Annotated in this window: 10 protein-coding genes and 2 pseudogenes; 4 read left to right on the forward strand and 8 right to left on the reverse strand. The window is 32.8% G+C overall.

The annotated features are described in order from the left end of the window. The first annotated feature begins 110 nt into the window (after positions 1–110). A pseudogene (locus tag JFT89_RS11610) lies at positions 111–1,110 on the forward strand (alpha/beta hydrolase). A 388-nt stretch (positions 1,111–1,498) separates the two neighbouring features. On the opposite strand, the gene pulA reads toward JFT89_RS11610, so the two are convergent. The 5 genes from pulA to JFT89_RS11635 all read right to left on the reverse strand — a co-directional run bounded on the left by pulA (position 1,499) and on the right by JFT89_RS11635 (position 10,203). Further along, positions 1,499–4,069 carry a type I pullulanase gene (gene pulA, locus JFT89_RS11615; protein ID WP_033706858.1) on the reverse strand — a complete coding sequence of 857 codons (2,571 nt, stop codon included), beginning with the start codon at positions 4,067–4,069 and terminating at the stop codon, positions 1,499–1,501. A gap of 484 nt (positions 4,070–4,553) precedes the next feature. Beyond that, a complete protein-coding gene (locus JFT89_RS11620) occupies positions 4,554–6,257 on the reverse strand; it encodes a M4 family metallopeptidase (protein ID WP_033706859.1) in 1,704 nt (567 codons plus the stop codon). A gap of 690 nt (positions 6,258–6,947) precedes the next feature. Then, entirely contained in the window at positions 6,948–8,894 is a 1,947-nt protein-coding gene (locus JFT89_RS11625; RefSeq protein ID WP_201040031.1) for a bifunctional metallophosphatase/5'-nucleotidase, read from the reverse strand. A gap of 556 nt (positions 8,895–9,450) precedes the next feature. Continuing rightward, entirely contained in the window at positions 9,451–9,966 is a 516-nt protein-coding gene (locus JFT89_RS11630) for a DinB family protein (protein WP_002069879.1), read from the reverse strand. Positions 9,967–10,050: 84 nt separating this feature from the next. Beyond that, on the reverse strand, positions 10,051–10,203 hold the full coding sequence (locus JFT89_RS11635) for a hypothetical protein (protein WP_002069882.1): 153 nt from the start codon (positions 10,201–10,203) through the stop codon (positions 10,051–10,053). A 299-nt stretch (positions 10,204–10,502) separates the two neighbouring features. On the opposite strand from JFT89_RS11635, the gene secY reads away from it, so the two are divergent. Both secY and JFT89_RS11645 read left to right on the forward strand, forming a co-directional pair. Beyond that, positions 10,503–11,807 carry a preprotein translocase subunit SecY gene (gene secY / locus JFT89_RS11640; RefSeq protein ID WP_002069884.1) on the forward strand — a complete coding sequence of 435 codons (1,305 nt, stop codon included), beginning with the start codon at positions 10,503–10,505 and terminating at the stop codon, positions 11,805–11,807. A gap of 81 nt (positions 11,808–11,888) precedes the next feature. Next, positions 11,889–12,323: a carboxymuconolactone decarboxylase family protein gene (locus JFT89_RS11645; protein ID WP_016095417.1), complete on the forward strand. Its 435-nt coding sequence runs from the start codon at positions 11,889–11,891 to the stop codon at positions 12,321–12,323. A gap of 88 nt (positions 12,324–12,411) precedes the next feature. Here the strand turns inward: JFT89_RS11645 and JFT89_RS30900 are convergent. Continuing rightward, positions 12,412–12,549: pseudogene (locus tag JFT89_RS30900) on the reverse strand (DnaA N-terminal domain-containing protein); the annotation flags it as partial. Next, positions 12,550–13,467, reverse strand: coding sequence for a DMT family transporter (locus JFT89_RS11650; protein ID WP_016095416.1), 918 nt, complete (start codon positions 13,465–13,467; stop codon positions 12,550–12,552). Positions 13,468–13,615: 148 nt separating this feature from the next. On the opposite strand from JFT89_RS11650, the gene pdxR reads away from it, so the two are divergent. Beyond that, positions 13,616–15,055 carry a MocR-like pyridoxine biosynthesis transcription factor PdxR gene (pdxR, locus tag JFT89_RS11655; RefSeq protein ID WP_033707727.1) on the forward strand — a complete coding sequence of 480 codons (1,440 nt, stop codon included), beginning with the start codon at positions 13,616–13,618 and terminating at the stop codon, positions 15,053–15,055. Between the two features lie 340 nt (positions 15,056–15,395). Here the strand turns inward: pdxR and JFT89_RS11660 are convergent, their stop codons facing one another. Next, positions 15,396–15,818 (reverse strand): DUF3995 domain-containing protein, encoded by a 423-nt coding sequence (locus tag JFT89_RS11660; protein WP_002136501.1) that lies wholly within the window; start codon positions 15,816–15,818, stop codon positions 15,396–15,398. Positions 15,819–15,967: the final 149 nt, after the last annotated feature.

Consider the following 15,967-nt stretch of genomic DNA (forward strand, 5'->3'; position numbering starts at 1 on the left):
ATAATATAATATACAAATTTATCACCTGTTTTTATAATTAATTAACAGCATAAAGAAAACATAAATTTTATCCATGTTTTAAAACAATATATATTTTGGAGGAGGTTAATTTGATTTTTTCAAAACTCATTGATCGATATGCCTTGTATGATTTGCACAAAAAAGAAGTATCGAGTTTCAGTATACTTCTCTTTCTAACACCTCACTAGATATAAAGGACATAGAATTTTTTATAAAGTACAACCATCTGATATTCATTTTAACATTAAGCATTCAAAGCAGGAAAAAGAATACATGGTGGGACAATTCAAATATAAAAGCTCGGTTCAATCTGGTGATTCACGCAACGACTCTGTGACTGGGGAATTATTTTTACATAAAAATGCAGATGCACCTCATGTCATCTTTGTTCACGGTTGGAGAATGGATTCTAACGAACGTGTAAAAAAAATATTTCACGACCATATGACCAACTTGAAGTGGAATATGTATTATTTCACTCTACCCTATCATTTTGAAAGAAAACCCAACCAATCCTTATTCAGTGGAGAGTACATGGTAAGTGCCAATATTGAACGAACTGTACAAGCCACTAGACAAGCGGTAGCTGATTTACGAGCTTTGATTAAATGGATTAAAGCAAATAAAAATGGCCCCTTGATTTTAATAGGAGTCAGTTTAGGTGGGGTTATTACTAACTTAACATCTCTTGTTGAACCAGAGATTGATGTATTAGCATCCATTTTCTACGCGAATCGACTTTCTTATTCGATTTGGAAGACAAATCCAGGTAAATTTATTAGAGAAGACTTGGAACATCATGGTGTAACGTATGATGATTTAATAAATTATTGGAAAATCACTGAACCGAGTCAAGCATTACCAAAAGTGAAAAAAGAAAATATTTTATTAATTTCAGGCAAGCACGATCTATATGTGCATCCTGAGGATACGGACTATTTGTGGGAATCCTGGGAAAGACCTACGCGATATATTTATACATGTGGACATGCTGGGATTGTTCTTAAACGTAAAAAAATTGCAACTGATACTATCAATTTTATTCAGAATCGATTGAACTCCCCTCACTTCCCCAAAGACATACCTTAAAGTGAGGGATTACTAAGTATAGAATCTTATACTTGTAATCTTTCATTTTATACCAAGTTCATTTCATATGGAAAAGGGGTACTCATCATTTTCACCAGGGGCTTATTTTTATGAAAAGAAATTATTGTTGTTTACCCTTTATATGCAATATTACATATAAAAATCTTTAATTGTTCTGTTATGATTTTAAGAGTAAATTATTCATCCATTAATTTACACCATCCATATCTACAGTTATGGAAACCTTAATTACATATAAAAAAGAGAAGAACCTTGGTGAGTTCTTCTCTTTTCGTTTATTAAATTGTAATATAATTACAGTATGTGAAATTATATTAAGTTAACTTTTAAAGCGAAGTGAGAACAACCGTCACTTCGCTTTTTGCATTTATTTAATCGGTTTCTCTGTTTTTAAAACTAGTGAACTTAATGCAGGAACTTTAATTTTATTGTCATGGACAACGTAAAGTGTTTTACTTCCCGCCTGATTCTCGTTTACTAGCACTTTCCATGGACCTTTCGATGGAAGAGTTATGTCCACGGCTTCTCTGTTTGCATTGTGAGCCACCATAAAGTATTCGCTTTTATTCCCACTTCCCTTTCCATCTATTGTATAAGCTACAACATTTTTTGGAACATCGATAAAAGCAATATGCTTTTTAATTTGCTCTGCAGATGTCATTCGAAAAGCTGGGTATTTTTTGCGTAAATCTATTAAGCCCTTCATGTACTCTACTTCATTATTAAATGCTGCACGGCGTAACCAGTCCATCTGGTTAATTGAATCAGGAGATTTGTAACTATTATGATCACCATATTTTGTGCGCATAAACTCTTGTCCTGCATGTAAGAATGGAATACCTTGTGATGTTAATAAAATAGAAGAAGATAATTTATGCATTTGTTTTCGCATTTCTTCACTGTCACCTGAATTAGTCAACTCAAGTTTATCCCATAAAGTATGATTGTCATGTGCTTCCACATAAGTTAGCACCTGCTCCGGATCTTGATAAGTAGACGAATTTGTATCATAGTCAATACCGGCTGTAATACCTTTTTTAATACGGTCTTCCATGTTTTGTTTTCCATTTACAAAACCATTTTCTTTCTCCTCAAATACACTACCTTTCAATCCATCACGTATATTATCGTTAAAATGAGCAATCCCTTTCATTTTCTCCGCATTTTTTTGATTTGCTTTCAATTCAGCCGCAAGAGGTGTATTTAAATCCCATCCTTCTCCATGCAGAATAATAGAAGGATCAATTTGATTAACAGCTTTACGTATCTCATTCATCGTTTCATAATCATGAATACCCATTAAATCAAAACGGAACCCATCTAAATTGTATTCTTTTGCCCAGTATGTGACGGAATCTACCATGAATTTTCTCATCATCTTTCGTTCTGAAGCGGTATCATTCCCTACTCCAGTTCCATTTGCTAATGTTCCGTCTTCATTGTAACGATAATAGTAACCTGGAACTAACTTATGAAAATTTGATTCAGCGGCATTATACATATGGTTATATACTACGTCCATCACAACACGAAGATTATTATCATGCAATGTTTGAATCATTTGCTTTAATTCAGTTATTCGAACAGTTGGCTCAAAAGGATTTGTAGAATAGGAGCCCTCTGGGACATTGAAATTTTTCGGGTCATATCCCCAATTATATTGTGGTTCATTTAAATTCTCTTCATTTACTGAAGCATAATCAAATATCGGTAAAAACTGAACGTGAGTAACACCAAGATCTTTCATATGATCAAGTCCTGTTTTTACACCTTCAGGCCCTTTTGTTCCTTTTTCTGTTACACCTAAATATTTTCCTTTTTGCTTAATACCACTTTCAGGTTGAATGGAAAGATCGCGTACATGCAATTCATAAATAATAGCATCTTCCGGATTTTTAAATTTTGGCTTTTTGTTTACTTTCCATTTTTTCGGATTTGTTTCTTCTAAATCAACAACTGCACCTTTATCTCCATTTACAGAAGCAGCACGCACATACGGATCAACCGCTTCAGTCCACTTATCCCCAATTTTCACCTTATACGTATAAAAGAGACCTTTTTGGTTCCCTTTAAGTTCTGCTTTCCAAGTTCCCTTTTCACCTTGTTGCATGTTTATTTCAGTACCTATTTTATCGCTCCATTTTTTATATGTAACTAACTTCGCTTCACTCGCAGTAGGAGCCCATAAACGGAACTTTGTATGTTGCGGAGTATATATATTCCCTAAATCATTACCACCATAATAAAATAAATTATCAAATTCCTCGCTACGAATAACTTTACCGATTTCAGTATTCGCATCAGCTAAGTTTGCTATTTTAACTTTGTATGTTTGTTTTAAATCAATTTTCTGTTCCGTAATTATTTTAACCTTATTAGTAATATCTCCACTATTTTTATCATAAGGACTAATTCCCTTAATTTTAACGCCTTCAATTTCAATTTTCTGTTCCTTACTATTAAACGGAACATTAGTCGTTACAGTAATTTCATTAAAACTATCAATAGTAGCTTTTTGAATTGAGAGATCCGAAGAAGGCTTAGAGTTATATACTTTTTCATCACCCGAAAGGATCCATACTTCAGCACGACCATCCCTTATATTTTCAACCCAGTGATCACCTCCATCTTTTTCCCATTCATTGGTACGAACTATAAATCCTACACGATTATAGTCACCATCTATTTTTATCTTAGCGTATTTTCCAAATTCATCTTCACCAGTAAATTCATAAGATTTACCGTTTGCATTTTCTCCCCATACCCAAAGATTCCAGTCTTTTGTATTTCCAGATTTCTCTTTGTAATGAATGATAACTTCAGTTGTTTTCGAATTTGAAACTGCCTTCACACTCTGAAAAGAGAAAACAGATGATAACATAACGATTATGGCAAGTAATAAAAATGATTTGTTAATTAATCTTTTTGTCATTTGCACCACATACACCCTTTCTTTAAATAATACGAGCGATTTATTATGCTCGTACTAAATTACACTGCTTAAATTAATATAGAAATCTCTTTTACTTCACCCCCATATTGACTATTTTCACGTATGTATTTCAATGATCTTTTAATACGAAAACGTTTGCATTAATGCTTAAAAAATAGATTTGTTTTTGCCCTCATATATTTGTAAATACTAAAAGATCAGGGAAATCATTTTAAAGCAATCGTTTGTTATCGCTTTCATTCTATAGCACTTACTATTAAGAGGTCAATATATTATTAATTTTCTGTTTTTTTATCCTTTAAATCTTATATATTTGACGTAGCTTATTGAAGATAGACAGCCTGATTATTGCTTAGTAAGTTTATTTTCACTAGTGTATTGCTACGTAAAAAAACAGCTAATATCCTTAAAATGACATTAGCTGTTTTTCATAATGTATTAATATATGAATGAAAACTTTATTTCTAACTTACTTAATTTTTGCTGCATCAAATGCCTTTTGAACTGCTTGAACTTCAGCTGTATTCGCCCCATATTTATTAGTCGCCACTCGAATACATGCTGATTTCAATTCTTTGAAATTAGATGTCATGTTTAACTCATCTGTATTTGCATAATAGAAAATATCAAACATTTTATCTTCACCAATTCCTTTAACAGTTACTCCGTTATGAGTTCCGCCTTTTGCAATGAGATACGCAACTTTATTAATAATGCTTGAATTAAAATGAACGCCGCCTTGATCCCATCCATTAAAATCGTTAAATTCACTGTAATCATCTGGATAAGGTACTCCAAGTGAAGATGGAACAGAAGCTGGGTTTTCCATATCACGGAAAACAGATCCAGTTTGTTCTCCCATTGTCCAGTTAAAGGTTCCATTATTTACGTATTTCTCAATAGATGTTCCCATAATATCAGATAGCGCTTCATTAATCGCACCAGATTCACCGTAATATTCAAGATTAGATTCGCTAGAAGTAACAGCATGTGTAAATTCATGTCCAGCTACGTCATATGCCTTGACAATAGGATCACCATATACAAGCATACTTCCATTATTAGCACTTAATGCATTTTGCCAATTTTTCGGATCGTTCGTATCTTCAGAATCCCAAGCATGTACAACTGAAACTACCTTTTGTCCCTTATTATCAAAACTATTACGCTTGTATTTATCTTTATAAAAATCAAATACCTTTGTTGCTAGGTAATGAGCACTTACTGCTTTTGGATCGTTAAATGTTGTTAAAGTGCTGGTTGCTAGTGTACCAGGATAATAGCTTTCTTCTTTAGTAATATCTCTGTAATTCACATCATATGTTTCAATTCCTTGCCCTCTTGTATAATCAGCAAGTGCATATTTGCCATTACTTTGTTTAGAAATACCAAATGAACGAGATATACCTAAATCATCTTTTCCTGTTCCAGTTAATGATGTAAGACTACTTTTTTTACTTTCCTTTAAAGCTCCAACTAGTTTTTCACTTGCTTTTAAGTTAGATTCTTGTACCATATTTTTTAACATATCACCATTTTGTGCATTTACTAAATAAGTTCCAGAAACATAGTTTGGTGTTGCTGCTTCAAATGTAACTTGATATGCATTTGAAGCTTGTCCATTATTTTCATCAACAAAAATAACTTCCTTAACTTCTGGCTCAGAAATAAACTTGATATCGTTCCCGTATTTCGTATAAATATATTGTTTCGCTTCATCTTTTGATAGATTAATAGGCTTTTTCAATTCTTCTTGTTTTAAATTTTGCGCGCTATCGCCTGAAACACTTTTAATAACACCCTTATTATCTACGTGTGCAGTTAATTGATGACCATATACTTCTTTTCCTTCGTATGTTTGCTGCATACGCACAAGTGTTGTTCCATCATACGAACCACGTTTTTGAAGAACTTTATAATCTACTCCTGTTTCTCCATTGACTTGCTTTGAAGAAAGAGCTTGTTCTGTTTTCTCCTTAAGAGCATCTTTTACTACATTCTCTGGTGTTTTTTGTGACGGTTGTGTAAGTTCACCTGAACGGAATGAGTCCTCTTGAATTTGAACTTGTAGTTGATTTGTTTCCTCTGCATGGCCTATTCCGTATGGTGCCACAGCTGTTAAAGCTAATCCTGTTGTTAATGCTACCTTAGTTAATGTCTTTGTGTTTTTCATTTTTTCACCTCGTATAATTTTTGAAATAGAAAGCTTGTACAAAGTATACTGTCTATTTATGTCGAAAAAAGAGAAAATACAAAATTTATGTAATATTATGCAAAATTACATAAATGTGGTCGATAAAATAAAAAATGAGCCCTTTTAGGTACTCATCCAATTGTTTAGTTGTTAATTATCTATATTCATTCTAATCAAAGTACACTTATATCTTATTAACAACATAAAAAACCACTCTTTACTATTTTAAGAATAGTAGATAAATACTTTAGTGAGGTGAGGCAACGCATATACAAGTTAGATTTTTCAATATAATTTTGTTATTTATGTCTATAGCTGCATGGATTGGAACGTTTTGAGACTGCTGAAGTCTTATATGAGTTTCAGGCTTTTTTATCTTGTCAAAAATATCTTTTAAAGATAAATTCTTCTCCCCATTTAAATATAGAAAAGGACATATCTATTGCATGTTATTAACTTAAGGTATGTTCTTTTAAAGCATATTATAAATATACATAGTGAGAAATGAAACAATAATTATTCAAATGAAAAATCCCCTGAATTTTTAGAGCGATTCAGGGGATTTTTTACCGATGATTCTCTATATTTCCATACCGATCACAAACTTTTTTAGGATAATGGTATGTCCAAGTTGAATAGTTTTTTGCACGAGAGCCATCTTTTTTATATTTATTTAATTATCCTACTAAGTTTTTTGTAAAATTCACCTTTTCTTTTTACATGATTAAACTGATTTGGATTAATATTAGCTTTTTGTGAGAGTGCTACAATCTCTTCTTTTGTAATTGAATCTTTAGTATTTATAGATGCTATATTTGTATATTTTCCATCTTCTGTTTTTGGGATTTCTAAAATCCCTTTATTTACGAGATCAACTACAGCCTTATGCTCTGAAGAATGTGTATCTACACCAGTAATTTTCCAATTATGCATAACTTTTGGCGTGTATACACCGTTCTTTACCTCTTTTAAATATGTAATAGCAAGGTTACGAATGGTTCCACCTGTTTCTCCGAATGCATTCTCTTGTTTAGATGACCAAGTTTGTTCAAATTTACGTCCCTCTAAAGCTCCCCCTTTTGCCTGAAGAGCCTCCATTCTATACGCATTCATTCCTAGCGTCATAACATCGCTCATTTTGATTGGTTTATTTGTACGAATAGAGCGTAAATTTGTAATTCTACTACCATATGGTTTTGTTAAGTCAATTTCGTATTTTACGCCTCCAAAGAAATCGTTCGTACTGTATTTAGACGCACGACGGTTTTTATCAAAGCTAACTGTTACATCTCCGGCACGAGATGAGTTAAAATATCCTGCTGCCCATTCCATATAGTCTTTTAAATCTTTTCCAGTTATCTTATATACTGTAATTTCTCCCAAAGCATATTGATAATTATAAGCAATATCTTTCTTCTTTATAGGACCTATATCCAAACGGGCATAATCATTATCAATTTGATGGGCTACTACATCCGCCTTACTGTAATGGAGCATGACTTCATGGAAGAAATCTGATAAAGGTGTCTCTTGAATCTGCACACTTGGAATACCCTTTATTTCATTTTCAGGAACAAGGTTTCTACCCTTTAATTGGGCGACTACAACATTTGCATCTCCTCTCGCATACTCATGAAAAGGTGTAAGTGTTTCTTCAAGTGTAGAATCAGATAATACTGTACTTCCATCAGCATTTTTTACAGGTATAGCGGTAGCTGTTTTATCTTTTAAAACAAGCTTCCCATCTTGCTTTGTAAAAGTAAGGTCAATACGTGAAATATGCGTTCCGTATTTATCTGGTTCTGTAATAATTACGCCATTTACAACTTCTTTTTTTACAAGTTTATGCATATGAGCCGCAAAAATAGCGCTTAGTTCCGGACAAGCATTCGCAATATCTTGAACACCAGTACCTGGGATTCCATTCTCATTTTCTAGTCCCATATGCATAACCCCTACCATTACATCTACTTTATCTTCTAATTCTTTAATAGCCTTTTTTGTCTCTTCTACTGGATTTTTCACTACTAAACCATCCAAATGATCTGTCCCTTTTTCAAAATCACTAATCATTGGTGTATTCATACCAATAATCCCGACTTTAATTCCACCTTTTTCAACAATCGTATATGCAGGAAGAAAACGCTCTCCATTTTCCTTATAAATATTTCCTGCTAACGTCTTTCCCTTGTATTGCTCACTAACTTTTTTCAATGTATCTAATCCAAAGTTGAATTCATGATTTCCAAATGTCCAGGCGTCATATCCCATTGTATTCATTGCTACCATCATTGGCGATTGTAGTTTATCGTTGAATAATTCTACTGAGTTTCCTTGAATTGTATCCCCGGCATCTACTAATATGGTATTTGGATTTTCTTGACGTACCTTCTTTATAACCGTATAAAGCTGCGTCAAACTTCCACTCATATTTGCTCCATCAAGCGCATAATCCCAAGGCATAAATCTACCATGAATATCTGCAGTACCTAACAATGTAATATTAACATTAGATTCCTCAGCCTTAGAAATAGCTGGTTTGACTGTTACTGCTGTTACAAGAAGCATAAGAATAATAAAATAGCATACATAGTTCTTCCATTTCGTTTTTTGCATAATATCAATATTTCTCCCCTTTTTGTACTGTCATAAAGTTGCTTGAACTTTAAAAATATAACTTGTTATTCAGAAAACTTCAACTGCAAAAGATAATTTTGGAGGTGGTTTTGCTGTGAAAATATAGAGAATAAAATGCATATATCCCCTAACAGAATAGTATTTTATCGTTTTCTAATAAAATACTTCTTCCTCCAACGTGTGAAGAGCGCTAAACCAACGGTAGATGTATATGTACTTTCAAAATTTTGGACATATAACTCATTTCCGGATTTTATTTCTAATTTTTTCCTTCTATATGAAAATACTGAGATCACTTCCAAAAATAATAACCCCGCTCTTCATTTAAGACGGGGTTACACTTATACAGCAAATCGGATTCAGATTTTTTTCAAATGTTCGTTTCCTCTTCAGGAGTAAAATCTGCTAGTTTCGTATTTTTTTCTGCTTATTGGTTGCTTTCAACTAAATTCATCATAATTTTAATCAGGACTTGTATTTTATCACTCGAACCCTTGATGCTATCCCAAATCGCTCAATAAATAGATAATGATTTTTACTTTTCAACTTCACAAAGCAATTTTATCTCTTTGATTTGTTCTATATGACGCTGTTCATGCAAATAGATCAGTTCTATCCACTGATCAAGGAGTAATTCTCCAAGAGCTGGATGCGTCACTGATTTTTTCGCTAATATAGATTCATCTTCTATTGTACTCAGGAAACGCATCAATTCTTTTCTAGAGTCGTTTAACAAATCAACCATTTGCTGCAATTCAAATGGCTCTATACTTGGTTCAATCATTTCTGGGGCTATAAATTTTATCGATCTATCTAATAAAATAGTGTGAATTTCTTTACGCTCATTTAAGATACTATCCATCTTTTTTAATCCCGATGAAATAACTGTTATAACTCTCTCATCTAATAAAACTAAGTGATGACAAACTTGTGCTATACTCCATTTATCCTTATCTGGTTTCCTATTAAATTGAGCATCACTTAACAAAGTAATTTCCTCAAATAATTGATTTCTAGTTTCATAAAACTTGTCATTTACAAATGTATTCATGTGAATTCTCCTTTCATTAGAACCTACATACTTAGATTCCTACGCTAGAAATATTCTCTATGGAAAAAAGATTTTCCTTCACTATTATTCCAATCCAATCTTTTCTTTCTTTAGTAGGTTCTCTAATTCATGCTGAAACGTATGAGTTCTCTCAACATCCTTGAAGATTTCCTTGAGGTTATTATGCGCTACAGCTACATCATAATACTTTCCACGGAATCCCTTCAATATAACCACATAAAACGTTCCTAATTATCAATCTAGCATTAAATATATGTAAAAAATCAGCCTATTCATTCATTTTTAATGCTTATGTATGTACATTTGTTAATTTATTAGTTATATTATGGGTATTGAATGATTACGAAAAGTCAATAAATCGCTTGTATAACACCTTATATTTTTATATCCGTGAAAACTACAAAATGTATAAAATTCCATTTGTCAAATGAATTTAATGCGGAAGGAGGTTTGTGGTTACTTCATCGGGATATAATAATCAGTTTTGAACTGATAAAAATATAGGAGGCGACATAATGTTTCGTACGATTTCAAATTTCATGAGAGTAGCTGAGATAAGAAACAAAATTCTTTTTACACTAGCGATGCTAATTGTTTTTCGAATTGGCACGTTTATTCCAGTTCCTCATACTAACGCAGAGGTATTAAAAGTACAAGATCAAGCCAACGTTTTAGGTATGCTAAACGTATTTGGCGGAGGAGCACTGCAACACTTCTCAATCTTTGCTGTAGGTATCACACCATATATTACAGCTTCTATCATTGTACAATTACTACAAATGGACGTTGTACCTAAATTTACAGAATGGGCAAAGCAAGGAGAAATGGGCCGTAAGAAATCAGCTCAATTTACTCGATACTTTACAATCATTCTCGCATTTATACAATCCATTGGGATGTCTTATGGTTTTAATAATATAGCAGGTGGACAATTAATTACAGATCAAAGCTGGACTACATACTTATTTATTGCGACAGTTTTAACTGCTGGTACTGCATTTTTACTTTGGTTAGGTGAACAAATTACCGCTAATGGCGTTGGTAATGGAATCTCAATGATTATCTTCGCAGGACTTGTTGCGGCGATTCCAAATGTCGCTAATCAAATTTATTTGCAACAATTCCAAAACGCAGGCGATCAGTTATTTATGCACATAATAAAAATGGTTTTAATTGGACTCGTAATTTTAGCGATAGTTGTTGGTGTTATTTACATTCAACAAGCTGTTCGAAAAATACCGATTCAATATGCAAAAGCTGTTTCAGGAAACAATCAATATCAAGGAGCAAAAAATACTCATTTACCTCTTAAAGTAAATAGTGCAGGTGTAATTCCTGTTATCTTTGCTTCAGCCTTTTTAATGACGCCGCGTACAATTGCGCAGCTCTTCCCTGATTCAAGCGTATCTAAATGGATAATTGCGAATCTTGATTTTGCACATCCATTTGGAATGACACTATATGTGGGTCTTATCGTTGCCTTCACATATTTCTACGCGTTTATTCAAGTAAATCCTGAACAAATGGCTGAGAATTTGAAAAAGCAAAACGGATATGTCCCGGGTATTCGCCCAGGTAAATCTACAGAACAGTATGTAACAAAAATTTTATACCGTTTAACATTTATCGGTGCGATTTTCTTAGGAGCAATTTCAATATTACCACTTGTATTTACAAAAATCGCTACATTACCACCATCTGCTCAAATCGGTGGTACAAGTTTACTAATCATCGTAGGTGTTGCATTAGAAACGATGAAGACGTTAGAAAGTCAACTTGTGAAGCGTCATTATAAAGGTTTTATAAAAAAAGTGAATTAATTACAAAAACACACTAGAAGTCACAATAGCGACCTAGTGTGTTTTTATTATAAAAACTTATAATAACGGAGGTTTTGTCTTATGAGTCAAAGAATGTCTTATTATGATATTTCGCCTGATGGTATGAAAATTATGATGGATATGGAGAAATACACGAAGAAATCTTCAATTAATCGAGCTGTTAGAGAGCTTATAAAAATTAGAGTCTCTCAAATTAACGGCTGTGCTTATTGTATCGATATGCATACTTCTGACGCCCGAAAATTGGGTGAAACCGAGCAAAGAATTTATTGCTTAAATGCATGGGATGATTGTGATTTTTATACTCCTGAAGAAAAAGTTGCTTTGGAACTATCGGAGCATATTACTCTCATTCCTACTAAAAGAGTTCCTGAAAATCTATACAACCGAGTACGTGAACACTTTGACGAAAAACAATATGTTGACCTTGTGTTAATCATTAATCAAATAAACAGTTGGAATCGAATTTCTATCGCGATGGGTAATACCCCGTAATAAAAAAATAACACTTATCCACCAAACAATATGCGATTGATTTAGTTAAGTGTAAAATTAAATACACCCTATATTAAAACACAGTTGGTTATTTCTCCAACTGTGTTTTTGATTTTACTATCTCTAATCTGTATTCTAATGTGTTAATCATTTTCTTCAAATTAACTATTTTTTCTTCTAAATTTCGAATGCGTTTTCCGCTGTTTTCCACATCATTAAACTTTAACTACATCTCTTTTTTTAACAACCTTCCCTGCTTAAAATAAACTCCAAGTGTAGAACGATTCGCTAAAAATACACCAATCAAGATTAAACAAGCTCCAATTCCCATTGTAGGATTTAATGGTTCTCCTAATACAAAATAACCTACAATAACAGCAATTAACGGCGATACATATAACCACGTTGATGGAAATACAGGATTTGTTTTTGATAAAAGCCAGTAATATAAACCGTGTCCACCGATAGATCCTACAAATATGAGATATAAAATTGGCCATTGTACATTCCAAGATGTTAAGATTGTTAGATTAGGCTGTTCCATTACGATAGATACAATTAACAACAAAACTCCTCCATAAAACATTTGAATGCCGTTAATGAGAAATGGTGATACGTTAGGTAAATCTGAAAGTATCTCTTTAGAACGAATAGAACCTATTCCATAAAACAACTCTCCTACTAATATAAAAAGGCAAGCGATACTCCATATGAATGTAAGTTCTTGATGCATTCCAGGTAAAGAAATGCAAAAAACACCAAGGAGTGCTATAACTAAAGCGACAAGTTGTTCTTTTTGCAATTTTGTTTTATTTCTCTTTGATTGTAATAGCAAAATCATCATTGGGGCTGTTGCAGATAGAACTGCAGCTAATCCAGAAGAAATATATTGTTCAGCCCAGTAAAGGGTCGCGAATGTCATAAATGTTAAACAAAAACCAGCATATATAATACGTTTCGATAATAAGTAAGGCATAATATCCTTTCGCTTTAATTTAAAAATAATAATGAGAATAAGGCCCGCCAAAAAGAAACGAATTCCAGCTGAAAATAATGGTGGTGCCCCCGCTTCTATTCCAATTTTTATCGTTAAAAATGTCGTTCCAAAAATAATACATACTAAAATATAATTTAAAATGACCATTTTCCTTCCTCCTTTTTACTCTTGAAATGAGTATAGAGGATATGGTGTATAACAGTGTATCCACGCATATAACAGTTGAATAAAAATATAGTTGATTGTCAGGATGTTTTTCGCTTTAATTAAATTAAAAAGAAAAACAGGTGATTCTATGAAGATAGTACTACGTAAAGAATCCAACATACCATATTACCAACAAATATATATGCAAATTGTTGAGAGAATTCAAAGCGGGATGTTTTCACATGGCGATTACCTCCCTTCTTTACGTTCTATGGCCGATGATTTGCAAATTAGTTTATTAACTGTTCGTAAAGCTTATAAACAGTTAGAAACGAAAGGTTATATACGAATTGAACAAGGAAAAGGTGCCTATATACATAAACGTGTGAATAAAGATTTCAAACCAATTCCATATCAATGGCAACAAACGAAATCCATTAATGTTATGCGTTCTCAATATGTGATGAACCAACACCGTAAATATTTCGATTTTTCACAGGCGGTCCTTTATCCGCGTTTATTACCAAATCCGTTTCTTTCAGATGAAATGCACAAATTACTTAATAAAGATCAAATGATACTAGCAACTTACGGACCTGTTCAAGGCGATAAAGAACTTAGAGTGGAAATAACAAACTACTTAAAAGAACACCAACAATTAGTTACAGATCCATCTCAATTATTAATTACAAGTGGTGCCCAGCAAGGAATCGATTTAATCGCCCAAACATTATTAAAGCCTGGAGACATAGTGTTAGTAGAAAGTCCGTGTTATGGAGCGGCGCTTGATGTATTTGTTAATAAAGGAGTTCAAATTATCCCTGTTAGTCTTGATAACAACGGCATTCGCTCAGATTTAATCGATGATATTTGTCAAAGAAAGAATCCTGTTTTGTTATATGTGAATCCTACTTTTCAGAATCCAACGGGCACAGTAATGAGTAAAGAAAGAAGAATGGAACTTGTAGAACTAGCAGAGCTATATAACTTCTTCATTATTGAGGATGATTCTTTCGGAGAAATTTATTTTGAGGATTTTAAAATTCCCCCTCCAATAAAAAGCTTTGATACAAATGGTCATGTTATATATTTAAAAGGATTTAGTAAAACGTTAGCACCAGGTCTTCGCATCGCGGCACTTGCAGCTGAAGGACATATCTTTGAATGGTTATACGCTGTGAAGGCTTCGATGGATATTGGTAGCCCTTTATTAACGCAGAAAGCACTACTTCCTTTTTTACGAGCGGAACGAATGAAAAATCATTTAGAAAAATTACGTACAGCTTTACAAATTAGACGCGATTTAACAATTGATATATTATCTCCATTAAAAGAATTAGAATTTGAAATACCTAATGGAGGATTTAACTTATGGATTACACTCCCTCAGTCAATCGATCCTTTTACATTATTACAAAAAGCGAATGAAGTAGATGTTTCTTTTTTACCCGGCACAGCTTGTTTGTTAAGCCATGAAACTCAATATAATCATTTACGAATTAGTTATTCAATGTTAAATGATAAAGATATGTTGATTGGATTAGAAAGATTACATGATACAATTGCTAAGTTTAAATCAATGATTTAAACTCAAAAACAACAACTAACCTCTTATTCACACAATAAAAAACCAACACTTTAAAATTTTATTAAAAGGCAAGATATAAGCTGAACCTATTATTAATAGTGAATTCTTATCTAATGTCATACATTATATGTATAAAAATTAAAAGGATAGAAGAGCTTGAATAAATTCGCCCTATCTATCCTCTTTTTAAACACAAATGACTAATCATAGCGGACTTCGCTGTCACCAGAACCCGTATTGCTCTATTGCTATGCTCAAACTTCTTTTTATTACTACTTGTTCAATAAGAGGTATTTTCTTCCTGCATAAAATTTATTTTATAGGGAATTCATTATACTTATTAAAACAACAACATGATATAGACAAAACCAAAGAATAAACATAATGGACTATAGAACCAAGTGTCATATCTAGCAAACTGAGAATGTTTAATTTTTTTGAAAAATCCAACAAACTTAAAATCACCAATTGCCCTAACAATGAAAACTAAAGCACAGACAATACTTCCGATTTTAGATAAACTATTTGCTTCGAACCCCTGCAAATAACCTACTTGAACAACAATAATGACACTAGCTAATAGAATAAGAATGGCTACGAATAATGTTCCCCATATTCTCGGAGTAAAAGCAGGCTTATGTTCTCCCTCTTTTACTGGGATAACAGCAGCAGAACCCCATCGACCTCCAAAAGCCCAATAAATATGCAAAAAACTGATAAACCACAGAAGCCCCACAGCTACTACTATTAATAGTAATTTCATTTATTCGCCCCCAATTTCGTAACTTCAAAGATAACATACACTACCGTATGTTATAGTGGAAATTTTGTCCCTTCAGGTTTTATAACCATATTAGGGACATTTATTATCGAATAATCAATTATGCCTCAGCATAATTCGGTGACATCCGC

The sequence above is a fragment of the Bacillus sp. TH25 genome (genome assembly GCF_016650935.1).
Taxonomy (GTDB): Bacteria; Bacillota; Bacilli; order Bacillales; family Bacillaceae_G; genus Bacillus_A; species Bacillus_A mycoides.